This is a genomic window from Pseudoalteromonas sp. SR41-4 (assembly GCF_014163985.1).
GTDB classification, from domain to species: domain Bacteria; phylum Pseudomonadota; class Gammaproteobacteria; order Enterobacterales; family Alteromonadaceae; genus Pseudoalteromonas; species Pseudoalteromonas rhizosphaerae.
In genome coordinates this window covers 96,414-121,800 of the sequence record NZ_JACJEI010000009.1, presented here as the reverse complement: position 1 = coordinate 121,800, position 25,387 = coordinate 96,414, and the positions used below count along the sequence as shown (strand labels likewise).

Below are 25,387 nucleotides of genomic sequence, written 5' to 3'. Positions count from 1 at the left end.
TTCCACCGGATTAAAATACTTGAAAAACGACTTCTCACAAATAGTGAATCAAAAAAAACACCACTAAAGTATTAAAAAATTAACTTACCGTAATAACTTACCAGTCTTTAGTAGCGCAAAATATTAGTTATTGTATACTCGATTTAAATTGTTAGCGGATAAAGTAAATATAGCTATGCGTATTGTCTATTACATCGTTGCATTATTCTCTTTTTTTTCAAGCGTCTATGTACTTGCTAATACTACCGATGAAGTAACCCATATAACTTGGCTACAAAGCAATACAGCCCCTTTTCATCTGGCCAAAACAGCACAAACTCCCGATGGTGGCTTATGTGATTACTTAGTCGAACAGCTCATCAGTGAATTACCCGATATAAAGCATACCCGCCTCATGTTGCCGCAAAAACGTATAGGTAAGTACCTCGATGAAGGTCAACAAGCATGTTTCCCTTGTATGATCCATCGTAAAGTTAACACCCCGCGAGTGTTCTACTCGGTGCCAACTACAGTGTACCCACCATTTGCTATCATTGCCTCAGCTAAAACAGCGAAAGTAATTAGCCAACAACACAGTTCACCGATAAATTTAGTTAAACTACTGACAGATAATAAATTTATTTTTGGTCAATCCGCTGCGCGTAAATTTACTCCAGAGTTAAATACCATCGCTCGAAATACTAAAAGCGACCAACATACATCATTAAGTTGGAACAGTGAAAACGAAAGCAGCTCGGTGATCAATCGGCTCAATCATGGGTATATTGATTACACTATCGACTATCCTTTTTTAGCCGATTACTACAACCGCTTCAGCGAATTTGATAATGTAGTAACCTTACCTATTGCCGATCACGCCGATAAGCTGGTTTTAGGTGCGATTGGCTGCTCAACCAATGCCCCTAATAATTTTGCTAATAATGCTTTAAAAAAAATAAATCGAGTGCTAACAAATAGCATACTGCCGTCTGCAAAGTACCAGCAAACACAGCGTGTATTGCTTGAAAATACCTTTGCAGAGTTTGATCAACAATATCAACAACAGATATTAAAACTTACTCAGCCAACCACTCTTGCTGAACCAATAAGTCTGAGCCCAAGTGTAACTGAGCAATAAATTTACTTCCTGCGTTCACAGCTCCTACCCCTGCAGGTGTGCCAGTCATAATAATATCGCCATCAATTAAAGTCATAAACTCACTAACTTGGGCTGAAATAACCGCAGGTTTATAAAGCATTAACTCAACGCCGCCTTGTTGTCGCACCTTATTATCTATCAGTAAGGTTAAGCTTAAATGCTCAATAGCTTGTTCGTCTATTTGTACAAACTCACTAAACAATGCAGAGCCATCAAAGGCTTTCGCGCGTTCCCACGGTAAACCGCTGGCTTTTAATTTACTCTGTAAATCTCGCTTAGTTAAATCCAGTCCCACCGCCACAGCAGCTAAACAGCCATTGTTAACTTGAAAACAAATTTCAGTCTCAAAATGTAATTGCTCATCCTTATGAGTACACATTAAGGTATTTGTTATCGCGCTTGGCGGCTTTAAAAACACCACCATTTCGTCTGCCTCTTGATTACCAAGCTCAGCAATATGCGCAGCATAGTTACGACCAATACAAATGACTTTTGATGGATTCACTGGTTTCATTTCGATCTTTCCTATTCAATAAAAAGCAGCCTAGACTACTTTTTATGACGTTTATTGGCAATTAACTTCGTATTGCTATTTATCTAGATCGATGTCACTGGTATTAAGATCAACAAAGGCATTACTGGCATGAAATAACCTCAGTAGATACATGCTCGCTGGTGATGTTGAGTTTCGCAATCGATACCTGCCATGGCGCAGCTGTACTTAACTGCCAAGGTGAAAATACTTGACCTAAATTAACACCTTGCTGTGCAAAACACCGTAAATCAATGTTTAAAGTCTGCCATTCGTTGGTTGCATTTAGCTGCTTAGCAATATCCAATTTACCTTGGCAATCATCACCACATTGCATACCAAGCCAAAGCGGGGCATCGGCACTTTGCTCAACCTTAATTTGCATTTGTAATTGCCCTGCTTTTTCAACAAACGAACGTAAATCAGATGGGAATGCCGCACTTAAACGCACTGCTGCTAGTTCATCGCCGCTGAAGGTAATTGCACGCGCATCTTCTTGAACGTCTTTATCAAAGGTTTTAACGCTAACAGCTCCGATTGATTCGCGACTACTTGCCATCACTTTTTGCTGCTCACCACTTTGTAAATGCAGACTCCATGGCGCTTTAACCGCGCGCTCAAACAATACTAAATCATCAAGCTGCTGTGATATTCCTGTTTGCTTAACAAGATCATCTTGCAAGGTGTTTTTATCTGAATAAGTTAAGCCAAAACCATACGGTAATAATGGCGAATAATCTTTATCACCACGATTTTCGTTATCAACTGGGTTATTCGGCCAAGAAAACGACAGCTTGCCTTTAAAATCATGATTTACTGAGCCATCTACATTTGCAAATAACACATCGCTAATTGCATCCCCTTCGCTACCTGGCAACCACGTCGCGACAAACGCATCACTGGCATTAAGTTCTGCGTTTACCCACATTGGGCGGCCGCTAATAAATAATGATACAACGGGAATACCGGCTTGCTTTAATTTTCGCAGTAGCGCTAAATCCGTTTTATTACCCCGCTGATATTCAAGATTATCTAAATCCCCATTGCCTTCTGCGTAAGGTTGCTCACCAAATACTACAATAGCGACATCTGGACGAGTATTGAACTCACCGTTTAAGTCATGCTGAACTTGCCCGCCCGCTTGCTTAACAGTGTGTTCAATACCATCCAAAATCGACGTGCCACCTGGGAAATCGCTATTTTGATTCCCCGTACCTTGCCAAGTAATGCTCCAACCGCCAGATTGCATACCGATATTATCAGCACCTAGACCAGCTACTAACACATTTGCTTTTGGCGAAAGCGGCAGTAACTGTTGTTTGTTTTTTAGGAGTATTAAAGATTCGCGAACTGCTTGTTTTGCGATTTTACGATGTTCAGCACTACCAATGACCTCTGTTTTTCCTGAAAGTGGACGATTTGCAGGACTTGGTTTATCAAATAAACCCGCACGCATTTTTACTCTCAGAATACGCGTTACCGCATCATCAATTCGTGATTGCGCAATTGTGCCATTGTTAACTTGTGCGATAAGGTTTTCATAAAGTGGCTTCCATGCATCAGTAGGCACCATGTATACATCAAGGCCGGCATTAGCGGCTTGTGCACAGTTTCCATTGGTACAACCAGGAATTTGTCCATGACCATTCCAATCACCCACAACAAAGCCATCAAAACCCATTTTGCCTTTTAGCACATCAGTTAAGAGATATTTACTGCCATGGATTTTTTCGCCATGCCAGCTATTAAACGACGCCATAACTGTTTGTGCTCCAGCACCTAAGCCTCCCACATAACCTTGCGCATGAATGGTAAATAACTCTGCTTCGCTGGTAATATTATTACCTTGGTCATCACCGCCTTGTGTACCACCATCACCAATAAAATGCTTAACCGTACTGATCACCCGTTTATCTGATAAAAAGTCTTGATCAACTGCGCCTTGTAAGCCTTTTACTATTGCGGCTGAATAATCTCTAACAATTTGTGGATCTTCTGAATACCCTTCATAAGTGCGGCCCCAGCGGTCATCTCGTACTACTGCAACAGTAGGTGCAAACACCCAATCAATACCGGTTACCATCACTTCTTGCGCGGTCGCTGCAGCAATTTTTTCAATCAACTGTGGATTGTTAGCCGCACCTAAACCGATATTGTGCGGAAATAACGTCGCACCAATAACATTATTATGACCATGAACTGCATCGGTTCCCCACATAGTTGGGATACGGCTACCATCAAGGGAATCATCTACTGATGCTTGGTACATTTTTTCGGCTAGTTCAATCCAATCAGCAGCCGTGGCATGTTTATTATTATTAGGAAAAGCCCCACCGCCATTAAGGTAAGAACCAAAACCATATTGACGCATATCTTCCACTGTAATATCGCGAATTTCAGGTTGGATCATCTGGGCTATTTTTTGTTCTAAGCTCATTGAGCCGAGCAAGTCAGCAATTTTTTGCTCCATATTGGCATCGTCTTTAACACCGCTTTTGATCATCGGCCAAATATCATTGGTCGCTGCTGTTTGTTCTGATTGCGAACAGCCATTCATCGCCATTGCTGCAATCATCATTACCAAAAGAGTACGTGGTTTTGTTATTGTCATATTGTCCACCTAGTTATCAATGACGAGTTGAGGTTGTTACTTTTGAGCCAAATAGCGCAAAGTAAGTAATATATAAATAGCAGCCGATCGGCAGTAATAGTGCTAATTGCACACCAAAATTGTCAGCTAGGACACCTTGTAATAATGGAATAATTGCACCACCGACAATGGCTAAGCATAAAATACCTGAACCCTGAGAGGTATATTTGCCAAGGCCTTGTAGGGCTAAACTGAAGATGGTTGGGAACATAATTGAGTTACATAATCCGACCAACAAAATAGCCCACATTGCTAATGCCCCTTGTCCTGTCATCGCCATTAACACCAGTACCATGGCAAGTAGTGCATGACATGCCAATACCTTACCTGCATTGAGTTTTTGCATGATGGCAGCACCAATAAAGCGACCTATCATGGCGCCAGCGAAGTAATAACTAATATAATGTGCTGCTTGCTGCTCAGTAAAACCCGCAATATGATCTAAGGTTAAAAAGCCTACTAAAAAGCTGCCGATTGCGACTTCAGCACCGACATAAACAAAAATGCCAATGGCTCCTAAAATTAAATGGCGATACTGCCAAACACTACCTAAATCAATAAAGTTCTCAACATATTGATTTTCACTCTCAGCATCTGCTGCTTTGCCAAGTTTAGGTAATTTTAAAAAAGCAAAAATAACCGCAAGTACCAGCAAGCTTGCTGAAAGCATTAGATAAGGAAGTTTAACTTGCTCTGCGGTTGCTTGGCTGACTTCGGTTAGAATAAGCCAGCCACCAAAGATTGGCGCAACCGTAGTACCTAACGAATTAAATGCTTGGGTCATGGTTAAACGCGACGACGCTGTTTTTGCAGCGCCAAGTACGCTTACGTATGGATTGGCTGACACTTGTAAGATGGTAATCCCCGAGGCCAGTACAAATAGCGCCAATAAAAACAGCTCATAAACATGCGCTACGGCTGCGGGATAGAATAATGCACAACCAACCGCTGCCACCACCAAGCCCACCACAATACCAAATTGATAACCTATTTTACTCACCAACTTACCAGCGGGTATCGACATCACAAAATAAGCCCCAAAGAAACAAAATTGGATTAGCATCGCTTGGGTATAATTGAGTGAAAACATCCCTTTTAAATAGGGGATCAGAATATCGTTTAGACACGTAATAAACCCCCACATAAAAAATAAGGTGGTCAACGACGTTAAAGCAAACGTTTGTTTGCCCATTGGTTGTAGGCTATGTTCATTCGTTGCCAAATTGTGTGTGACGTTTGCCATATTAAACTCTCTAATTATTTTAATTATCAGTTCGTTACGTTTATTAAAGTACTTTTTCATTACTTAAAAAAAGCAAATAATAGTTGCAACATAAAATGTAAGCGCTTACATTTATATCATATAAATCGAAATTAGCAATTTATTTACAAATATTCTGTAAGCGCTTCCATTTTAATAACTATGCTGTGCTTAATGTAAAAGTAATTGCCAAAACTGAATGTTAAAGGATGCACCTAATCGTGTTTAAAACTATTTCTCTGCCGCCTAGCTCTGCGCTACTTAAACCTCAGTTTACCTTTGGTGTAGCCACAGCCTCATTTCAAATTGAGGGAGCTCGCAACGCACGCCTGACATCTATTTGGGATACTTTTTGTGACCAACCTGGGGCTATCACCGACAATAGCAATGGCGATACAGCCTGTAACCATGTTGAACTATGGCAACAAGATATCGCAATGATTGCTGACTTAGCCGTTGATGCGTACCGGTTATCAATTTCATGGCCGCGCGTATTGCATCAAGATGGCAGTATTAATCAGCAAGGCATTGGCTTTTATCGTGATTTATTAACGGCTTTAAAAGCACGCAATATCAAGACCTATGTCACCTTATATCACTGGGATCTACCCCAACACTTGGAAGATAACGGTGGCTGGTTAAACCGTGACACCGCCTATGCATTTGCTCACTATACTGATTTAGTTACCAAGCAGTTGACAGGTTTAGTTGACTCTTATGCGACTTTAAATGAACCTTTTTGCAGTGCCTATTTAGGCTATGAAGTGGGTGTACATGCACCCGGTATTAAAAGTCAACAAGCAGGTCGTCAAGCGGCTCATCATTTATTGTTAGCCCATGGTCTTGCCATGCAAGTACTGCGCGCCAATTGCCCTAATATAGAAGCTGGTATTGTTCTTAACTTCAGCCCAGCTTATCCAATGACAGAAAACGATACACAAGCAGCATTATTAGCCGATCAATATCACAATCAGTGGTATATCAAAGCAGTTTTAGAAGGTCAGTATCCGGCGCTTTTAAATAGCCTCAGTAGTGAAGTGCAACCCCATATAGCTGCTAATGATATGGCGATAATAAGTCAAAAAATCGACTTTATTGGCGTTAATTACTATACCCGCATACACTACAAAAACACTGATGATAACTGGTTTGCCGAAGCACAAATCAACAACATAGCTGTGACTGACATGGGCTGGGAAGTCTATCCACAAGGTTTAACTGAGTTGTTAGTATCATTAAATGAGCTATACCAACTACCTAAAGTTTATGTAACTGAAAATGGTGCGGCCATGGCAGATACACTACGAGATGGCCAAGTACTCGATACAGAGCGCGTTAGTTATTATCATACCCACCTCAATGCAGTGCATGACGCAGTTGAGCAAGGGGTTGATATACAAGGCTATTTTGCATGGAGCTTAATGGATAACTTTGAATGGGCATACGGCTATGAAAAACGCTTTGGTCTCGTTTATGTTGATTATGAAAACCAGCAACGCATACTAAAAGAGAGCGCAATACAATATCGCGCATTGCTCACACAGCGCAAAAAATAATAACAACATGAGTGCCAATTATGCTAACTAGAAAAGAAAAAATAGCCTATGGCTTAGGTGATACTGCAAGTAACATCATTTTTCAAACCGTGATGCTATTTTTAACTTTTTTCTATACCGATATATTTGGTATTTCTCCGGCCATCGTTGGTACTCTGTTCCTAGTGGTGCGAGTTATTGATGCAATCACAGATCCGTTAATGGGGGCGCTCACCGATGCAACCCGAACCAAATATGGTAGTTATCGGCCTTACCTATTGTGGCTCGCGATCCCGTTTGGGCTGGTTAGTGTAATTACTTTTACCACACCAGATTTAAACGCGACAGGAAAAGTCATCTACGCGTTTGTCACCTATACGCTATTAATGCTGGTTTATACCGCAATTAATATTCCTTATTCAGCTTTGGGTGGAGTACTAAGTCGCGATCCGAGTGAACGCGTATCCATTCAATCTTATCGTTTTGTATTTGGTATGCTCGGTGGCTTACTCGTCAGTGCTTGCACATTGCCATTAGTAAGCTGGTTTGGTAAAGGCGATAATGCTCTTGGCTATCAGCTTACTATGATACTGATGAGCTGTTTCGGTGTGATATTATTTTTGACCTGCTTTCGCTTTACTAAAGAACGCGTGGTTGCACCACAGCAACAAACCCTTAGCCTCAAAGCACAAATGGCAACGTTGTGGCAAAACGGTCCTTTTAAAATACTCTGTGGTGCTGCCATTATGCTGCTCACGAGTATGGTGCTGCGTACGACTTTAGCAATTTATTACGTAAAATATGTTCTTGGTGAAGCCGACTTAGTTACGCAATTTGTTACCTTGGGAATGATCGGTAATATCCTTGGCTGCGCCTGCGCACAACCACTGAGTAAACGGGTTGATAAAAAAGCAGCATATATATATCTCCAATACATCTCTGCGGCCATAAGCTGTTTTGCATTTTTCTTATCTGACGACCAATTAGTGCTCGCGTTTGCAGTCTATTTTTTATGGTGTTTTTTCACCCAAATGGCAACTCCATTGTTATGGGCAAAAATGGCAGATGCAATTGACTACGGACAATGGCAAAATGGCCATCGGCTAACTGGCTTGGTCTATGCAAGCGTGGTGTTCTTTATTAAACTAGGCCTTGCACTGGGCGGAGCTATTGCTGGTTGGTTACTGGCTTACTATGGCTATCAGGCTAACACTGAGCTTAATGAAGCAACTAAAGCCGGTATTTTAACCTCGTTTACACTGTTTCCTGCAATTGGTAGTGTACTTGTCGCGTTGATCATGAAAAGGTATATTCTTGATAATAATACCTTAGAGAAAATAAACGCTGATTTAGCCCAAAGAAGTAGTACTTAACAAGGAATATCATGGCGACCATTTATGAGGTGTCAAAACTTGCTGGGGTCTCATTAGCGACCGTTTCAAGGGTAATGAATAATAATACTAATGTCAGTGATGCAACGCGAAAAAAGGTAACCGTTGCGATGACACAGCTTGGTTACCGGCCTAATTCCATTGCACAATCTCTCGCATCTAACTGTTCAAATAGTGTTGGTTTATTAGTTTCCGAACTACAAGGCCCTTTCTATGGCCCAATGATGAGCGGCATTGAGACCGCTTTTCGTAAACAAAGCAAGCATGTGATCATTGCTGCAGGTCACAGTGACGAAGAACGTGAACAACAAGCAATCGAGTTTTTAATTAGTCGTAATTGTGATGGCTTAATTTTGCATGTTGAAGCAATTAGTGATGACTACTTAATAGAGTTGAGCAAAGGGAAAACTCCTTTTGTACTGATCAACCGATACATTCGCGAACTAGCATCGCGCTGCATTATTTTAAATAACGTAAAAGGCGGTTATTTAGCGGCTAAACACGTATTAGAGCAAGGCCATACGAATATCGCTTATATCAGCGGCCCACTGTGGAAACAAGATGCTCAAGATCGCCTTGCAGGGCACAAACAAGCTCTAGCAGAGCACAACATTAGTTTTAATGAGCAATTACTATATCAAGGTGATTTTATGGAAGACAGCGGCACTGCAGGCTTTCAGCATTTATATAACGGTAATTCAAAATTTACAGCGCTAATTTGTGCCAATGATGAAATGGCAACCGGCGCTATGGCCAGTGCTCGTGAGTCATCATTAATCTTGCCTGAGCAACTTTCTATTATGGGCTACGATAACGTATTTTTTACCCGTCATGTGTATCCACCACTTAGTACCGTCAATTACCCAATCAACGAAATGGGCCAAATGGCTGCTAACTGGATTTTAAGTGAGGTGTATAAAAAAACCACCCCAGCTTTACAAACTCTTTTTGAACCTGAATTAGTGGTGCGTCAATCAATTATTACTAACCCTCAATAAGTTGGGTTAGTAATGCTAAATTAATCGGTTTAAGTAATACTTGCTCTATCTCAAGGAGTTCAATTTGCTTCGGATCTGGCTGTATACCACTGACGATTACTCGCTTTAGATCTGGATAATACTGCTTTGTATAACGAGCTAAATCCAAGCCACTGCCATCAGGCAAATGCATATCTAATAACACTTTATCAAATTGAGAGTCATTTTTTAGAATTGCTAAAGTATGCTCATAACTAGTTGCAACAACGGTTTCAACCCCTAAACTTTCCAGTAATAACTGGGTGATTTGCGCCGCATCTGCATCATCTTCAACCAATAAAAAACGCGCACAACTTTTTACTCGCGCTGGTTGCGCTAATTTATCAACGGGCTTATTAGCCGCCATAGAGTAATTAGTTAAGCACTGATAAAGTAAGCTTGAATCAACAGGTTTGCCTATCACATCGTTAAAACCCAGCGCCAATAACTCGCTATGTATACCTTTCATCGTGGCAGCAGTAAGCGCTATTACCGCCCCCTTAAAACCCATTTTTCTAAGTTCAATCGTGGTTTCTTTGCCCCCCATCACCGGCATATGAATATCTAAAAATATAATGTCGTACGGATCACCTTGCTGTTGTGCTTTAGTTACTTTATCAAGTGCTTGCTTACCGTGTTCAGCATAATCAACCTTTGCACCAGCAGAAGAAATCATATACCCAACTAACACCCGTAAATCTCGTAAATCATCCACCACCAATACTCGGCCACTGACTTTACAGGGGGCCATTTTTTGCTGCATATTAGGTGTCAAATCGAGCTTTAATACACTGCGCTCTACATATTGAATATTGCCCGGATACACTGAAATAGTAAATTCAGATCCATGACCGATAGCAGACTCTAATGTGATCCCGCCCTGCATACGACTCAACAATTCAGAGCAAATAGCTAAACCTAACCCCGCGCCGCCAACTGAGCGCGATTCTACATCGGCTATTTGTTCAAATGGTTTGAATATAAGTGCTTGTTTCTCAGGGGCAATACCCATTCCAGAATCTTTAATACTAAAAAACAGCATTTCACGGCCATCAATAACTTTTGTCCATGCGTGAACAATGATATCGCCTTGCTCGGTGAACTTAATCGCATTATTGATGATATTAATTAAAATTTGCCGAAACCGTGTCGCATCAATACTAATTACAAGGGGCAAAGGTTGTAATGACTCAAAACGCAGCGACAGCCCTTTATCCAGCGCAGATACTCGCATTAAGGTAAACACATCAGCCATTAAACTATCAAGGTTGACATCACTGCAGCTGAGCTCCAGTTTATCGGCAGCTATTTTTGATAAATCGAGAACATCATTTAACAAGCTAAGTAGATGCTTACCATTACGATAAATAACCCCTAACTCATTATTGGCATGATTGTTAAATTCACTTTGCATAAGCAACTCTGTATAGCCCAAGATTGACGATAACGGAGTGCGTAGCTCATGGCTTAAATGTGCTAAAAAGCGGTCTTTAGAACGATTTTCGGCTTCTGCTTTGAGTCGTTCAAGGCGTTCATCTTCAACATCGCGTCGGGCTAATGCGTAGCGAATAGAGCGGGCAAAGCGACTTGAACTCATTTCACTTTTTACGAGGTAATCAACTGCTCCGGCATCCAAAGCGGCTAAATCAAGGGCGTCGTTTGATTGCCCTGTGAGCATAATGATAGGGCCATTAAAACCATTTTCTACAGCTTGCTTTAAAACTGCTAAGCCGTCTGAAGCCCCTAAGCGGTAATCAAGCAGGCAAATATCGTGCTGATTTTTACTAAGTACCTTAACTGCCTGCTTGGGATCACTGATCCACTCTATATCAAATGTATGCGAACTCAGCTGCTCTAGATAATCACAGGTTAAAATATAATCATCTTCATCGTCTTCAACAAGTAACAGTCTGGTTGCCTTATCTAACATAGCGTCTCCAGTTTTTTATTTAGTCATTAAACGTACTAGGTAACTCTACAAACTCCACCCAGTACTTACCTAACGTTTTCATTAGTTCAACTAAGCCATCAAACGTAACTGGTTTAGTAATGTATGAAGCCGCGCCTAAATCGTAACCCTTAACCATGTCTTCCTCTTGCTTAGACGTGGTTAAAATAACTACAGGAATACCTTTTAAGTTTGAATTGCCTTTAATCGCTTGCAACGCTTCGCGTCCATCCATGCGTGGCATATTCAAATCCAATAAAATCAACCCAGGTCGTGGCGATGAGTTTTTGTCTTCAAACTTACCTTTACGCTCTAGGTACTCCAAAAGCTCCACACCATCTTCAACAAAGTATAACTCGTTTAATACACGGCTTTCAGCGAGTGCGTCTTGCGTTAATAAACGATCATCTTCATCATCATCTGCCATTAAAATGGTGATTGGCTTTACTTTAGAAAATGGCATTTAAGCCTCTCCTTGCAATGTGAAAAGCTCGCTTTCCACAGGTAGTTTTATGATGAAGGTTGCTCCCTCACCGGTTTCACTTTGTGCCGCTATCGTACCGCCGTGACGCTCTACAATACGTCGGCACACGGATAAACCAATCCCCGTGCCTTTATATTGCGAACGCCCATGCAGACGTTGAAACGGAACAAAAATTTTGTCGGTATATTCTGGCGCAAAACCAATACCGTTATCTTTCACTGTAATGATTTGCCATTCCAGCTCTGTATTATAATCATCATTAAATTCAGTCTGATGCTGATACTCAATAGTGATAATTGGTGCCACATCTGGACGTCTAAATTTCACCGCATTTGAAATCAAATTCAAAAATAGCTGCTGCATTTGGCTCAGATCTGCTTGTATTACTGGCATTTCGCCCACGTTGACCTGCGCATTTGACTCTTTAATCGCAATTTCTAAATCGCTTAGCACATCATCAAGTACTTGCTTTAAATCCGTATCGGCAAAGTCTTTACCACGTGTTGTCACTCGCGAAAACTCTAACAAGTCATTAATTAAATTAGACATTCTTTGCGCTGCATTTTTCATACGCGCGATATAATCAACACCTTTTTCACCCAATTCGTCTTTAAACATGGTTTCTAAGCGATCACTAAATGCTTGAATTTTGCGCAGTGGCTCTTGCAAATCATGACTCGCTACAAAGGCAAACTCTTCAAGCTCACGGTTACTGCGACTTAGTTCATCAGAGTACAAGGTCAGCTCTTGTGTACGCTCGGTCACTTTACTAGCCAGTGTTTCGTTTTGATATTCAAGTTCCTGCTGATATTTTGCCGCTGTATGTAAGTTAATACGCGTGAGCATAAACATACCAAGGATCAATAAAGCACTGGTTACGGCAGTAATTGCAAAAGTGAGTTTGGCTTCTTTTTTAATTTGCCCTAACTTTCGAAACTGCACAGCTTTAAAAGCAGACTCCGCATCTTGAATTTCATCAGCGAGCTCTCTAATTTGCTCGTAAAGCTTACGGCCTTGATGCGTCTCTAGTAAATAATGGGCACGGCGTTCTTTATCTGCTAACGCTAAATCAACGGTTCTGGTTAATACCGCAACTTTATCATCAACCAGAAATAGTAAACGTGCTACTTTATCTGCTTGGCCTGCAATTTCAGTACGTAAATTTTTAACCAGTGTAGCTTGTGAGTTGAGCTGCATAATAGCGTCGTTGTAGGGTGCTAAATAATCTTTATCGCCCGTTAATAAGTAACCACGTTGTCCTGATTCTGCCTGCACAATTGAAAGATGAAGCTTCTCAATTGCGGTGTTTAACATATTAGTATCATCTAAACGCTGTTGGGTTTGAGTCAGGCTTTGAATGGTATTCATTGCCAAAATCGCATTCCCCACCACAATACACAGCAGCACCGCGATAAAACTGGCCCAGGTTACCTTGACCTTACCTTGTTGCTTTTGCAGCTTCATTTATAATCCTTTTATATTATCTTATTCAACGACGCCGAGATTCGATATTTGTTCCAAGCTGTCACTGCATTGCTGACAATTACTTATTATTTTATCAAGTGCTGCCAATGCTTTTTCTTTTGGCATATCATTTTCTAGCACTAATTTGATCAATTCTGCATTCATCGATATACGATTCAGTGGTCCGCGTGCATCATGAATCAACTTATTGATTTTATCGTTATTAGCCATGCTACCCCTTTGTTGATTACTTGAGTTTAATTTAGCTATATTCGCCAATGCCACCATAGGCATTTAGACGGTTGTATAAAGTTTTAGTACTTATACCTAGCATTTGTGCTGCAAGCGTTTTATTGCCTTGTACTTTATCCAACGTAGCGTGGATCAGCTCTTTTTCAACTTCTTCAATAGTTTGCCCTGCAGTCACTTGATTTGCTTGAGTTTGCTTATTCACTCGTGAAAATGGTGACTCTAAGTTATCTGGCAAAGTAATCGCTTTACCTTTTGGATCACTCATAATAAAAGCACGGTGAATACCGTGGCGCAGTTCTCGAACATTACCTGGCCAATCATAGCTTTCAAGTAACTTTAATTGTGCCGTCTGCCATTGAAAGTCGGTATTATTTTCTTCATTTAATTGATTTAAAAAAGCATTGGCTAATAAGGCAATATCTTCTTTTCTTTCACGCAGTGGTGGAATATCAATAGGAAATACCGCTAACCGAAAGTAGATATCTTCACGAATAACATTATTTTGCGCTAAATCTTCTAATGAGCGGTTAGTCGCAGAAATAACTCGGCAATCTACCGCACTTTCTTTACTGCCACCTACTCGGGTTACTTTTTTAGTTTCTAACACTCGCAATAGATTAGGCTGCATATCTATTGGCATTTCAGTCACTTCGTCTAGAAATAATGTTCCGCCGGTTGCTTGTTCAAACACCCCATCTTTACGGGCAATAGCGCCAGTAAAAGCCCCTTTCTCATGGCCAAATAATTCGCTACCAATAAGTTCTTTCGATAACGCACCGCAGTTAGTAGCCACCAAAGGTCCTGTACATGCGCTAGCATTATGAATCGCTTGTGCGACAACTTCTTTACCAGCACCACTTTCACCCATTAACATTACGTTGGCGTTGGTGTTAGCAACGCGCTCAATCATGGTATACAAATGCTGCATTTGCGGCGATTCACCTATTAAGGTGCCAAAATGCTTTTTAATACTTGGCTCGGCTTTTTTCTTAGCCGTGGTTTTTTTAGGGTTGAGAAGGCGCTCAATATCTTCGCGCTGCAAGGGCTTAACTAGATGACCAACGTTAGGCTCACACATTTCAGCCAACTTACCTTTGACTGAAGGATGACCTGAAATAAGGGTTATTTTTGGTTTTTGACCAATACTTTTAAGGTGCTCAACCAAGTGTAAACCACTTCCATCAGGCAGCATAAAGTCTAACAATACATGGTCAAAGGTATTATTTACAAACCACTGCTCAGCCTCTGCTAAATTAGCAGCAGTATTAATGTTATGTCCTAAAAACTCTACGATATGACAAACGACATCACTAAACTCGCTATCATCATCAACTAACAGTATGTTTAACATGATAAATCCCTATGCTTGTTATCATTGCCCAGCCTAACATCTTAACTGCCTTATTCTACAAAATCGATGCTTAACTGAAAATTTACGCTGTCTAAATAGATTTAGATCTTTTTTGAGATATAATTTTTAAATTAAATTTTAAGGAACATTCTGATGCGCTTACTTAAAAGCACCGTTCATCCCAGTGTGAGTGCCAGCGAACCACGTCAATTTACTCGCCTAACGAGCCGTGCTATTGCCTTAAAAGGCACTGATATTTTATTAATGTACACTGCCCGCTATGAAGATTTCAGCTTGCCTGGCGGCGGCATTGATGAAGGTGAAAGCATAGAGCAAGGATTAATCCGCGAGCTACAAGAAGAAACTGGCGCACAAAACATCAAAGTACTCGGTGAGTTTGGCCTTTATGAAGAATACCGCCCTTGGTATAAAGATGATTATGCAGTGATCCATATAAAGTCTTACTGCTATTTTTGTAGTATCGATGAGCAATTAGGGCAAGCCCAACTAGAACATTATGAGCAACAAAATGGCATGGTTGCTAAATGGGTTAATATTTATGATGCCATTGCTCATAATGAGCGAACGCTGACAACCAGTGAAAAACAAGGGCTATCAATCATTCGCGAAACCTATTTACTAAAAGAGATTGCCAAACATATTACTAATTATTGATAACTATCACGCAGTAATAAGTTAGGGCTTTGATTCAATTTAAACCAATCACTTTTTCATAAGTAAATAGGTGATATCTTCTGCCGACATACCTACACGAGGGACATGCTTTTGGCCACACCAAAGTGGTGAAAAATCATCGTGCCCTGCTTTTTCAGCGCTTGCTCTAAGTGCCGTTATCGCGGTACTGGCATGAGGGAATTCAGGCACACCTATAGCCAAAGCGCCTAACTCATCCATTACACGATTTTGAATGCCTCGTGCCGCCCGACCAGAAAATAACGTAGTAAGCGCAGTATTATCCGTTTTCTGATTTAAAATTGCTTGCTTATGAAGCGCTGAAGTTTGTGCCTCGCAACATAATAAGTAAGCACTCCCGACTTGCACAGCGGCTGCACCTAAAGCTTGCATTTGCTCTACATCATCAGCGGTTGCAATACCGCCTGCGGCAACAATAGGTAAAGAAAGACGTGCCACACAGTTTTGAACTAATTGCACAGTTGATTGCTGCAGACTTAAATCCATTGATAAAAAATGCCCTCGATGGCCTCCTGCTTCTAAACCCTGCGCAATAATAGCATCAGCGCCATTTTCACTCAGCCAAATAGCTTCATCTAAAGTGGTAGCGGTTGAAATCACTTTAGTGCCCCAGCTTTTGATTTGCGCCATAATCGTTTGCTCAGGTAAACCAAAGTGAAAACTTACCACCGCGGGTTTATAAGGGGCAATAATATCAACAACCGATTGACTAATAGGTTGACGAGAAGCCCCTGCAGGTAAACTTTCAGCATCAATACCATACTCATCAAAATAAGGCGCTAGCAAATTATGCCATTGCTGCTTTTGTTGGCTGGTGTAATCACCGACCGTATGACAAAAAAAGTTAAGGTTATAGGGATTACTGGTCGCTTGAGTCAGTTTATCAAGCTCGCTCACTAACTGTTGTTTTGAGAGCATTGCACAGGGTAATGATCCTAAACCACCTGCGTTACTCACCGCAGCAGCTAAACGAAAATCTTGCACACCCGCCATCGGCGCTTGAATAAGCGCTAAATGCGTATTAAAAAAAGATAACGCCACAACATACTCCTTGTAACTTTTTCAGCCACCAGAACTTTTTACCGATACAAAAATAATAGCTGAGTAAAAATAATAATGAAAAAATTAAAAGCTGTTTTATAGCAACAACTTAAAATAATTAAATAGTTTAGCGCAGAGTTGGCGTTAGCTTTGCACTCCTTTACTCAATATTATTTGTAAGGAGATGAAAATGACTAACACAGTAACGACAATTAATCCTGCCACTGAACAAACTATTGCAGACTATACATTGCTTAACCTAGAGCAAGCAAAAAATGAGATAGATAAAAGTCATGAGGCTTTCTTAGAGTGGCGCCATATTTCATTGACCGATCGTGCTAAGTATTTAAACAAACTTGCACATGTATTCGAGCAACAAAAAGAGTCACTAGCAACATTGATGACTCAAGAAATGGGCAAATTATACAATCAAGGTCTACAAGAAGTAGAGCTTTGTGCAGCTATATGTCGTTACAGCGCCGAACATGGCCAAACGATATTAGCGGATGAAGAACGCCCTATGGAAAACGGTCGCGCTATAATTACATATCAACCGACAGGTGTGTTACTAGGCATACAACCTTGGAACTTTCCTCTCTACCAAGTAATTCGTTATGCCGTGACTAACATTATGGCTGGTAATACGGCAGTACTTAAACATGCTAGTAACGTGTTTGGTATGGCTGAAAAAATTGAAGAAATGTTCTCCGATGCAGGTTTCCCTAGTCATGTATTTAAAAATTTACTGATTGACGGTAAAACAGCCAGCGAGCTTATTAGCCATAAAGCAATCCGTGGTGTTACCTTTACTGGCAGTGATGGCACTGGTAAAAAAGTGGCTGAGCAAGCAGGTAAACACGTGAAGAAGACTGTCCTAGAGCTTGGTAGTAACGACGCTTACTTAGTACTTGATGATGCAGATTTAGAGCTGGCAATTAAAACCTGCCTGCAAGGACGGATGATCAATAATGGTCAGACTTGTGTATCTGCAAAACGTTTTGTGGTTGTTGAAGCCTTATACGATGAGTTTAAAAAAGGCATAACAGAGCAATTTAACGCCTTAATAGTTGGCGATCCTATGGATGAAAACACCGATCTTGGCCCAATGGCACGCGAGGATTTAAGAGACAAAATTCATAAACAAGTAATGCAATCAGTTGAGGCTGGTGCGTCTATTGTGACTGGTGGCGAAATACCTAAGCAAACGGGTTATTTCTATCCAGCCACATTACTTGAGAATCTCTCTCCCGGCATGCCGGCCTATGACGATGAATTATTTGGCCCAGTCGCTTCACTTATCAAAGCCAAAGATAACGAAGATGCGATGCGCATTGCCAACGACTCTCGCTATGGTCTAGGTGGCGGCATACTTTGTAAAGATGAAAAGAAAGCCATTGAGCTTGCTAAAAAGCATTTTGATACCGGTATGGTTAACATAAATGGTTATGGGCTGGCCCAGCCAAACTTACCATTTGGTGGTGTTAAAGACAGTGGTTATGGTCGTGAGCACGGCGGTTTTGGTATGAGAGAGTTTGTTAATATTAAAGCGATTATGATTAATAGCTAACTACTCCTAATAAAAAATACTCTAAAGGGCCTTAATTGGCCCTTTTTTTATGACTAAATAAGTTAAGTGTACAATAACGGTTATTAGCTATATTTTACTTACTTCATCATTAAAGGTAGGCACTTCTCGGCTAGAAGTATTCTCCATTTGCAATTCATTAACCGCCTTTTGAATATCCATGTCGTCATCTAGTTGCTGGTTACTATTATCAGGCTTATGCACTAACTCAGTTAAAAGAGCAAAATGATCCGAGCCATATTTTTCTAGCCTTTTTATACGTTTAACAGTAAAGCCATGGCTATGGAATAAGTGGTCAAGCGGCCAGCGCATAAAGAAATACCCAGCATGAAAGGTATTAAAAAAACCTCGGCCTTTGCGTGGGTCTAAAAAGTCACTGATTTCCATAAATAAACGGGTACTTCTTGACCAAGCAACGTCATTTAAATCGCCAGCAACAATTGTTGGACGTTTGTTGTTCTTTAAAGCCTTAGCAAGCAAAATAAGTTCGGTATCTCGTGGCCTAGAGGTATCTTCTTCAGTAGGACTTGGAGGAGCAGGATGAATAAAATGACCTTGTACTTCAAGACCTTCTACAGTCTCAAATAGAACGTGAATTGAGGGAATATCGTTTTCTACAAGCTCACATACTTGTTGTTTTTTTATCTTATATTTACTGTATAAATGCATGCCGTAGCGATTATCTTTCGGGCAAAATATTTTGTATGGATAATCTTCTTCAATGGCTGCAAGTTGCTGTTGCCATTTAGTATCTGACTCAAGCGTAATAAGTAAATCTGGCTGGTGTTCATGGACTAAATCTATTAAGTCTTGGTAGCGAGTGTTCGACATCAACACATTAGCCGACATAATACGAATACTATGCCCACTGCCTGCGGGACTTTGCGCCACTTCTTTTTTAGCAAGCCAAGTATAAGGATATATCCATTTACCTTGAATAAGCAAAATTACAGTTGCCATGATTAGCGACGATACAACCAAAGGCGATAGTCCACTTAATGCAAAATAAACACCTAAAAGCAACCCAGCCAATGCAAGATAAAAAACCTGTAAACGAACAAAGTCGCAACTACGAATTAAATAATGCTGGCTGAAAGACATAGGTAAAAGTGTCACAACTAATAACACACTTAATATACTTACCAGCACAATTAGCATTCAATAATCCTTTATTAATAACGACTTAAAATTGACAAAATTTCGCGAGTATCATGCACCATATGAATGATGGTATCGTCTATTTCAATCGTAATACGACCATCACGGTCTATCGGTTTTACTACTCGACCATGGCGATAGATATCGTAATCTAATCTGTCACCTTTGTGGTACTTTTTTTGCCAACCAGGAGGCAATTGACCACCATTATCAACTTTTTTTTGTAATCCTGGCGGTAAACTCCCTTTACCTTTATTTTTGTCTTTGTCATGGTTATCATTTTTTGCAAAAGCTGCGCCGCTGCAAAGTACTAAGCCAAGCAAAGCAGTAGATAGAAGTGCTTTCATATTTTACTCCCTATTTAGTTCATTTAAAGAATAGCAATAATTCATGAACTCGTTATGAAGTAAATTAAATAACCCTACATCAAGTTGTGACTTGGTAAAAATTTAGTGACGAGTAACAATAGAGAGAATCTCTCGAGTGTCATGCACTAAATGAATTAGCTGATCATCAACTTCCAGTAAAATTATCCCCTTTCGGTCATGACGCTCAACAACTCGACCACGGCGGTAAATATCTCTATCAAGGCGATCGCCGCGATGATATTTTTTATACCAACCCGGCGGTAAGCCATGCCCGTAGCCTACTTTCTTGTATAAACCCGGCGGCAACTTTTTATAATCTGCTGACTTATGGTGTTTTTTATAATATTTTTTATGGTACTTTTTACTGTGCTTTTTATGCTCATGGCGATGTTCATAACGATCATGTTCGCGCTCGTGCTTAGCATTTGCTGCAAACGGTAATAGGCTCAAACCAAGTACAGCCAAAGACAGGGGGATTAATTTATTCATAGCTACTTCCTAGCATAATCTGTGTGAATAATTAAAGCCTAACAAGTCAGCCTGAATGAAAGATGAAATGAATTGTAAACTTTGTAAAGGTAGTGAGTGCTTACAGTTTTGTGTTTTAACAAACAATTAGTTAGCTATATTAAAGAGAATAAATAATAAAAACTGGCTGACAGCTCACAACATATTCGTATATTATTAACTCACTTACCTTACTGGAGTTTGCGCATTAATGAATAACTAACACCTGTTGAAATTCGTTTTATTTTTTGAATTTACAGGGTTAGTGGGCGCAAAATTCGTCATATATCTTGCTATCGACTTAACGATACCTAGTTAATTTTAATTGCTTTGCGCGCCATGCCCTGAACACTCCAGAGGCATTATGCATACATTACACATCCACAATTTAAGCTATCAACACCCTGATGGCCAAACTCAATTTAAACAACTTAGTTTTTCAATAAATGAAAAGCTCACCGCGATCATTGGTGCTAATGGCAGCGGTAAATCAATATTGTTGAGTATATTGGCAAACCAACAACAACCTAGTACGGGACATGTTGAATTTAGTGGTACTCGCGTGCTTATTTCACAACAACAATTAAGTGAGCAGCACCTTCAAACATCGTCATCCACAATTGCACAACTATTAGGAGTTGATAAAAAGTTAGCCGCCCTTAATCGTATTGAACAAGGAAGCTGCCATGAAGCTGACTTTAACCTAATCAATGATGATTGGTTATGCGAGCAATATTACAAACAACAACTTTTAGCCCTTGCTATTGATACCTCATTAAACCAGCCAATTAAGCATTTAAGCGGCGGTCAACAGCGGCGTTTAATGCTATTTTGCGCGTTGCAAACAAAGCCTGATTTACTGATTTTAGATGAGCCAAGTAACCATTTAGACCAATCAGCAAAGCAATGGCTAATTGACCAATTACATGCGTTTAAAGGGCAAGTAATTGTAGTAAGTCATGACCGCCAATTACTTAATCAATGCGATGCTATTATTGAGCTCAGCAGCCAAGGTGTTCATTATGAAACGGGTAACTATCAGCATTTTAGCCAACAGAAATCGCTGCAACAAACTGCGCTTACAAAGCAAATTAATAATCTTGACAAGGAGCGACAAAAACACCTTCAGCAAACCCAGCTTAATCGTGAAAAAGCCCAACAAAGAGCAGCACAAGGTAATAAAAAACGTAACACCACCAGCCAACCAAAAGTGATGTTAGACTTTAAGAAAAACAGTGCCCAAGCAAGTAAAGGCGCTTCTGAGCGGCTAGCCTCAGCCAAACGCAAAGCCCTAACCGAAAAACGCCAAACACTTCAACAGCAGTTACCAAATAGTAAAGCTAAAACAGTAAAGTTTACGCAACCGACTAGCAATAAACGCCTACTATTTATTGAAAAACTTACTTTGCCATTTTCAAGCGCTAATAAAGCAATCACCCTGCAAATTTTTAGTGGTGATAAGTTACACCTAAAAGGAGCCAATGGCAGCGGTAAGTCAACATTACTCCGGATGATTAATGACTCGGCAAATTCACCAGTATCAACAGCGCTTCAATTAAATAGTAAAGTGCTTTATATCGATCAACACAGCTCTTTTTTAGGAGCAACAGACACTTTATGTAATGCATTAGAAAAACACTGTCAGCTAAAACAACAAACAGTACGCCATTTGCTTGCGAATATTGGCTTTAAGGGAGAGAATATTTATCGGCCAATTAGTCAATTAAGCGGCGGCGAGAAAATGCAATTAGCCATGCTTATAGCGGCGCAAAATGCGCAGCACTATTTATTGTTACTCGATGAACCCGATAACCACTTAGACTTGGCTAACAAGCAATATCTTGCGCAAAATCTGGCTGATTTTACTGGCAGCTTTATATTGGTGAGCCACGATGAGGAGTTTATTAAGCAATCTAATGTACTAACTAACATTATCTTAAAATAGCACAGTGAGAACTTTTTCATCGTTCAAGGTTCAAACTCATCGGATCACTTAATTATAAAAAGGAATAATATGAAAACTCTAAAATTGGTTTTGGTGATTGTAATTACTTCGTTAGCTGGCTGCAGCACTATGCTCAGCCAAAATGCGAATCAAAAAACGCGCTCAAGTAGCTTGGTGGATTTTCTATACCCTGATGAACAAAGTCGCCAAGCCCATCAACCAAGCGTGCCAACACTCAACTTACCTGCCACTGTAGGTATTGCATTTATTCCTAACCAATATGACTCTGGCATTCGCAGTAACGACGAAATCGCCTTGCTTGAGAAAGTAAAAAAACAGTTTATGCAATATGACTACATTGACCGTATTGAAGTTATTCCTAGTAGTTATTTAAAAGGAGGTCAAGGATTTACCACTCTTGAGCAAGTATCTAGATTATATGACGTTGATATTATTGCGCTGGTATCATATGACCAAGTATCACAAACTCTCGAAAATAATGCTGCATTCTTATATTTAACAATTGTGGGGTTATACGTTATTCCTGGCAACGAAAACACCGTACAAACTTTTGTTGATACAGCTGTTTTCGATGTGAAAAGTAGAAAAATGCTGTTTCGAGCTCCGGGAATTAACAAAGTAGAGCAACGCAGTACAGCCATCGGTATTGATGAAACCTTAAACGAGCAGTCGCAAGGCAGCTTTAGCTTAGCTGTTGATGACATGATCACAAACTTAGATGCTGAACTTGGTTCATTTAAAACCCGTGTCAAAGAAGACAAAATAGCCAATGTTAATCATAAAGACGGCAGCAGTGGTGGCAGTTTATATTTCTTATTAATGTTACTAACTGCTATGTTAATTTTAAAACAACACGAGCAAATAACTAAACAGCTCTACATTAAACTAACAAGCGTTTATCGCTAAAGCTTTAGAATTCCTAAAAAAGGTTATATCCTGCCCTTTTGAAATATCTTAGATAAAGGGCTTTCATGCTTTCTCGATTATTATCTCTGGCGCTGATCACACCTACAGCCTTTAATTCTTTCGCCGCGCAAAACGACATTGAACGCATTACCACTACAGCATCTCGTGCTGAGGTACGCGCCGATCCTCTTCCTTTAGTAATAAGCAGCATCACTAAAGCACAGTTAGATTTAATCGCACCGACCCATATCGAGCAAGTGTTAAAGCAAGTTGCAGGTGCCAATGTGCAACATGGTAACGGTCAAGAATATTTGCCCGCACTGCGCTCTCCGGTGCTTTCTGGCGCTGGCGCCTGTGGCGGTATTTTAACAGCCGAAGATGGCATCCCCCTGCGTGCGGCAGGCTTTTGCAATATTAACGAATTGTTTGAAGCGCACACCGAAATGGCGCAGCGTATTGAAGTTTTAAAAGGCCCAGGCTCTGCCCTTTACGGCTCAAATGCTGTGCATGGCGTAATTAATGTGATCACCCCTGATACCACTTCTGATGAACATTTGCTCGGCGTTGATTTAGGCTCTTACGGTTACAACCGATTCAAACTGCGCAGCGGAAAAGATTTAGGCAATCAAGGATTTGGTATCAATGCCAGTATCACTCGCGATACCGGATACCGTGATGATGAAAGCGTAGACCAAGAAAAGCTCAATCTGCGCCATCGCTATACAAGTGATGATCTATCCGTCACAACAGGATTGAGCTATACCCACTTAGATCAAAAAACTGCCGGATTTATTGAAGGCTTTGAAAGCTATAAAAACGATGAAATAGCCCAGCAAAACTTTGATCCTGATGCATTTAGAAAAGCCCGCTCATTTCGGCTTTGGTCAAAAACACAATGGCAAACAGCAAAAGATACGCTAACCATTACCCCGTATGTGCGCAATCAAAGTATGACCTTCTTTAAGCATTTTTTACCGGGCACACCGCTTGAAGAAAACAGCCAAAATGGCGTTGGCGTGCAATCACTTTGGCAGCATGCGTATTCAAACGAATTAACTGTTAATTTAGGGCTAGACAGCGAATACACCCGTGCAGATTTTTTGCAATATCAAGACGAGCCAACTCAAGGTTCAGCATTTTTAGTAGCAACTGTGCCACAAGGTAAGCATTACGATTACGATGTAAATAGTACGCTTATCGCGCCTTTTATTAGCCTTGATTGGCAATGGCAGCAACTCGCTATCAGTTTAGGCGCACGCTTTGAGCAGCTTGATTACCACTACACCAATAATATGCTGGCTGGTCGCACTGACGAGAATGGCAGCGAATGTGGATTTGGCGGTTGTCGTTACTCGCGCCCGCCAAGTAGTAAGAATACCTTTACCAATACATCACCTAAACTTGGCCTGAGTTATCAATTAAGTGCTGATAATTATTTATATGCAAACCTATCTCGCGGTTACCGTGCGCCGCAAGCGGCTGAACTTTATCAGCTACAGCGCGAACAACAAGTGGCTGATCTCGAATCTGAAACAGCAGACAATCTAGAAGTGGGCCTCAAAGGGCAATACCAACAACTGCACTATGTGGTCTCTGCGTATGCGATGAATAAACAAAACGTGATCTTTCGCGACAGTGACTTTTTTACCATTAATGATGGCCAAACTCAGCACCGAGGTATTGAACTTGAGCTTGATTATCAACTTACTCAGTCGATTCAACTTGCCCTAGCAGCAAGCCATGCGGTGCACACCTACGACTATAACCAAGTTTTATCTGGAGTAAACATTAACGGTAACGACATAGACACAGCACCGCGTAATATCGCCAACCTACAAGCTAACTGGCAAGTCACCAATAACACCTTAATTGCTATTGAGTGGCATCATGTCAGTGACTATTTCACCGATCCTGAAAACCAACACAGTTACGCAGGCCATGACTTACTAAATTTACGCGCTGCATGGCAACTGACTAAACAATTGAAACTAACCGCGCGCATTAACAATCTATTTGATACCGCCTATGCAGAGCGTGCCGACTACACCAGCTTTACTGGCGACCGTTATTTTCCTGGGCGAGGGCGTAATATAATGTTCTCAGCAAGTTATTCTTGGTAA

General features: G+C 40.6%; 21 protein-coding genes. 9 read left to right on the top strand and 12 right to left on the bottom strand.

The window, feature by feature from the left end:
- The first annotated feature begins 175 nt into the window (after positions 1-175).
- Positions 176-1,117, top strand: coding sequence for an ABC transporter substrate-binding protein (locus H5180_RS09765; protein ID WP_182734622.1), 942 nt, complete (start codon positions 176-178; stop codon positions 1,115-1,117).
- Here the strand turns inward: H5180_RS09765 and H5180_RS09760 are convergent.
- The 3 genes from H5180_RS09760 to H5180_RS09750 form a co-directional block, all read right to left on the bottom strand.
- Positions 1,056-1,652: a fumarylacetoacetate hydrolase family protein gene (locus H5180_RS09760; RefSeq protein WP_149981213.1), complete on the bottom strand. Its 597-nt coding sequence runs from the start codon at positions 1,650-1,652 to the stop codon at positions 1,056-1,058. The genes H5180_RS09765 and H5180_RS09760 overlap by 62 nt on opposite strands.
- A gap of 121 nt (positions 1,653-1,773) precedes the next feature.
- Positions 1,774-4,281 (bottom strand): exo 1,3/1,4-beta-D-glucan glucohydrolase, encoded by a 2,508-nt coding sequence (locus H5180_RS09755; protein WP_182758155.1) that lies wholly within the window; start codon positions 4,279-4,281, stop codon positions 1,774-1,776.
- A 16-nt stretch (positions 4,282-4,297) separates the two neighbouring features.
- Positions 4,298-5,512: a sugar MFS transporter gene (locus H5180_RS09750; RefSeq protein WP_259397251.1), complete on the bottom strand. Its 1,215-nt coding sequence runs from the start codon at positions 5,510-5,512 to the stop codon at positions 4,298-4,300.
- Between the two features lie 290 nt (positions 5,513-5,802).
- Here H5180_RS09750 and H5180_RS09745 point away from each other — a divergent pair, with 290 nt between their 5' ends.
- From H5180_RS09745 to H5180_RS09735, 3 genes are read left to right on the top strand one after another with little or no spacing between them, the layout of a single operon-like run.
- Complete coding sequence (locus H5180_RS09745) at positions 5,803-7,137, top strand: GH1 family beta-glucosidase (protein WP_145241184.1); 1,335 nt, start codon at positions 5,803-5,805, stop codon at positions 7,135-7,137.
- A 20-nt stretch (positions 7,138-7,157) separates the two neighbouring features.
- Positions 7,158-8,489, top strand: a complete 1,332-nt coding sequence (locus H5180_RS09740) for a glycoside-pentoside-hexuronide (GPH):cation symporter (protein ID WP_182731822.1) — start codon at positions 7,158-7,160, stop codon at positions 8,487-8,489.
- Between the two features lie 11 nt (positions 8,490-8,500).
- Entirely contained in the window at positions 8,501-9,505 is a 1,005-nt protein-coding gene (locus H5180_RS09735) for a LacI family DNA-binding transcriptional regulator (protein ID WP_149981218.1), read from the top strand.
- On the opposite strand, the gene H5180_RS09730 is transcribed toward H5180_RS09735, so the two are convergent.
- Genes H5180_RS09730 through H5180_RS09710 form a run of 5 tightly spaced genes read right to left on the bottom strand, consistent with a single transcriptional unit; the run spans position 9,492 to position 15,022 of the window.
- Positions 9,492-11,453, bottom strand: coding sequence for a hybrid sensor histidine kinase/response regulator (locus H5180_RS09730; RefSeq protein ID WP_182758154.1), 1,962 nt, complete (start codon positions 11,451-11,453; stop codon positions 9,492-9,494). The genes H5180_RS09735 and H5180_RS09730 overlap by 14 nt on opposite strands.
- A 19-nt stretch (positions 11,454-11,472) precedes the next feature.
- Positions 11,473-11,934 carry a response regulator gene (locus tag H5180_RS09725; RefSeq protein ID WP_145241192.1) on the bottom strand — a complete coding sequence of 154 codons (462 nt, stop codon included), beginning with the start codon at positions 11,932-11,934 and terminating at the stop codon, positions 11,473-11,475.
- Positions 11,935-13,419 (bottom strand): ATP-binding protein, encoded by a 1,485-nt coding sequence (locus H5180_RS09720; RefSeq protein ID WP_182758153.1) that lies wholly within the window; start codon positions 13,417-13,419, stop codon positions 11,935-11,937. It abuts the gene before it with no gap.
- Between the two features lie 21 nt (positions 13,420-13,440).
- Positions 13,441-13,650 (bottom strand): histidine kinase, encoded by a 210-nt coding sequence (locus tag H5180_RS09715; RefSeq protein ID WP_145241196.1) that lies wholly within the window; start codon positions 13,648-13,650, stop codon positions 13,441-13,443.
- 31 nt (positions 13,651-13,681) lie between these two features.
- Positions 13,682-15,022, bottom strand: coding sequence for a sigma-54 dependent transcriptional regulator (locus H5180_RS09710; protein WP_145241198.1), 1,341 nt, complete (start codon positions 15,020-15,022; stop codon positions 13,682-13,684).
- Positions 15,023-15,175: 153 nt separating this feature from the next.
- Here H5180_RS09710 and H5180_RS09705 point away from each other — a divergent pair, with 153 nt between their 5' ends.
- Positions 15,176-15,697: an NUDIX hydrolase gene (locus H5180_RS09705; protein WP_182758152.1), complete on the top strand. Its 522-nt coding sequence runs from the start codon at positions 15,176-15,178 to the stop codon at positions 15,695-15,697.
- A 48-nt stretch (positions 15,698-15,745) separates the two neighbouring features.
- On the opposite strand, the gene H5180_RS09700 is transcribed toward H5180_RS09705, so the two are convergent.
- Entirely contained in the window at positions 15,746-16,777 is a 1,032-nt protein-coding gene (locus tag H5180_RS09700; RefSeq protein WP_182731819.1) for a nitronate monooxygenase family protein, read from the bottom strand.
- A gap of 190 nt (positions 16,778-16,967) precedes the next feature.
- Between H5180_RS09700 and H5180_RS09695 the strand changes: the two genes are divergently transcribed.
- Positions 16,968-18,344, top strand: a complete 1,377-nt coding sequence (locus tag H5180_RS09695) for an NAD-dependent succinate-semialdehyde dehydrogenase (protein ID WP_145241204.1) — start codon at positions 16,968-16,970, stop codon at positions 18,342-18,344.
- Positions 18,345-18,431: 87 nt separating this feature from the next.
- Here H5180_RS09695 and H5180_RS09690 read toward each other — a convergent pair whose 3' ends face one another.
- The 3 genes from H5180_RS09690 to H5180_RS09680 all read right to left on the bottom strand — a co-directional run bounded on the left by H5180_RS09690 (position 18,432) and on the right by H5180_RS09680 (position 20,377).
- Entirely contained in the window at positions 18,432-19,520 is a 1,089-nt protein-coding gene (locus H5180_RS09690) for an endonuclease/exonuclease/phosphatase family protein (protein ID WP_145241206.1), read from the bottom strand.
- 14 nt (positions 19,521-19,534) lie between these two features.
- Positions 19,535-19,867, bottom strand: coding sequence for a hypothetical protein (locus tag H5180_RS09685; protein WP_145241208.1), 333 nt, complete (start codon positions 19,865-19,867; stop codon positions 19,535-19,537).
- A 102-nt stretch (positions 19,868-19,969) separates the two neighbouring features.
- Entirely contained in the window at positions 19,970-20,377 is a 408-nt protein-coding gene (locus H5180_RS09680) for a hypothetical protein (protein WP_182758151.1), read from the bottom strand.
- Positions 20,378-20,759: 382 nt separating this feature from the next.
- Between H5180_RS09680 and H5180_RS09675 the strand changes: the two genes are divergently transcribed.
- From H5180_RS09675 to H5180_RS09665, 3 genes are all read left to right on the top strand, one after another.
- Positions 20,760-22,340: an ATP-binding cassette domain-containing protein gene (locus H5180_RS09675; protein ID WP_182758150.1), complete on the top strand. Its 1,581-nt coding sequence runs from the start codon at positions 20,760-20,762 to the stop codon at positions 22,338-22,340.
- Between the two features lie 69 nt (positions 22,341-22,409).
- Positions 22,410-23,267: a rhombotarget lipoprotein gene (gene rhlP / locus H5180_RS09670; protein WP_182758149.1), complete on the top strand. Its 858-nt coding sequence runs from the start codon at positions 22,410-22,412 to the stop codon at positions 23,265-23,267.
- Positions 23,268-23,332: 65 nt separating this feature from the next.
- Positions 23,333-25,387, top strand: coding sequence for a TonB-dependent receptor (locus tag H5180_RS09665; protein WP_182758148.1), 2,055 nt, complete (start codon positions 23,333-23,335; stop codon positions 25,385-25,387).

Coding starts and splice junctions, on each gene's coding strand:
- H5180_RS09765 (WP_182734622.1), top strand. CDS start 176: ATGCGTATTGTCTATTACATCGTTGCATTATTCTCTTTTTTTTCAAGC.
- H5180_RS09760 (WP_149981213.1), bottom strand. CDS start 1,652: ATGAAACCAGTGAATCCATCAAAAGTCATTTGTATTGGTCGTAACTAT.
- H5180_RS09755 (WP_182758155.1), bottom strand. CDS start 4,281: ATGACAATAACAAAACCACGTACTCTTTTGGTAATGATGATTGCAGCA.
- H5180_RS09750 (WP_259397251.1), bottom strand. CDS start 5,512: ATGGGCAAACAAACGTTTGCTTTAACGTCGTTGACCACCTTATTTTTT.
- H5180_RS09740 (WP_182731822.1), top strand. CDS start 7,158: ATGCTAACTAGAAAAGAAAAAATAGCCTATGGCTTAGGTGATACTGCA.
- H5180_RS09735 (WP_149981218.1), top strand. CDS start 8,501: ATGGCGACCATTTATGAGGTGTCAAAACTTGCTGGGGTCTCATTAGCG.
- H5180_RS09730 (WP_182758154.1), bottom strand. CDS start 11,453: ATGTTAGATAAGGCAACCAGACTGTTACTTGTTGAAGACGATGAAGAT.
- H5180_RS09725 (WP_145241192.1), bottom strand. CDS start 11,934: ATGCCATTTTCTAAAGTAAAGCCAATCACCATTTTAATGGCAGATGAT.
- H5180_RS09720 (WP_182758153.1), bottom strand. CDS start 13,419: ATGAAGCTGCAAAAGCAACAAGGTAAGGTCAAGGTAACCTGGGCCAGT.
- H5180_RS09715 (WP_145241196.1), bottom strand. CDS start 13,650: ATGGCTAATAACGATAAAATCAATAAGTTGATTCATGATGCACGCGGA.
- H5180_RS09710 (WP_145241198.1), bottom strand. CDS start 15,022: ATGTTAAACATACTGTTAGTTGATGATGATAGCGAGTTTAGTGATGTC.
- H5180_RS09705 (WP_182758152.1), top strand. CDS start 15,176: ATGCGCTTACTTAAAAGCACCGTTCATCCCAGTGTGAGTGCCAGCGAA.
- H5180_RS09695 (WP_145241204.1), top strand. CDS start 16,968: ATGACTAACACAGTAACGACAATTAATCCTGCCACTGAACAAACTATT.
- H5180_RS09690 (WP_145241206.1), bottom strand. CDS start 19,520: ATGCTAATTGTGCTGGTAAGTATATTAAGTGTGTTATTAGTTGTGACA.
- H5180_RS09685 (WP_145241208.1), bottom strand. CDS start 19,867: ATGAAAGCACTTCTATCTACTGCTTTGCTTGGCTTAGTACTTTGCAGC.
- H5180_RS09680 (WP_182758151.1), bottom strand. CDS start 20,377: ATGAATAAATTAATCCCCCTGTCTTTGGCTGTACTTGGTTTGAGCCTA.
- H5180_RS09675 (WP_182758150.1), top strand. CDS start 20,760: ATGCATACATTACACATCCACAATTTAAGCTATCAACACCCTGATGGC.
- rhlP (WP_182758149.1), top strand. CDS start 22,410: ATGAAAACTCTAAAATTGGTTTTGGTGATTGTAATTACTTCGTTAGCT.
- H5180_RS09665 (WP_182758148.1), top strand. CDS start 23,333: ATGCTTTCTCGATTATTATCTCTGGCGCTGATCACACCTACAGCCTTT.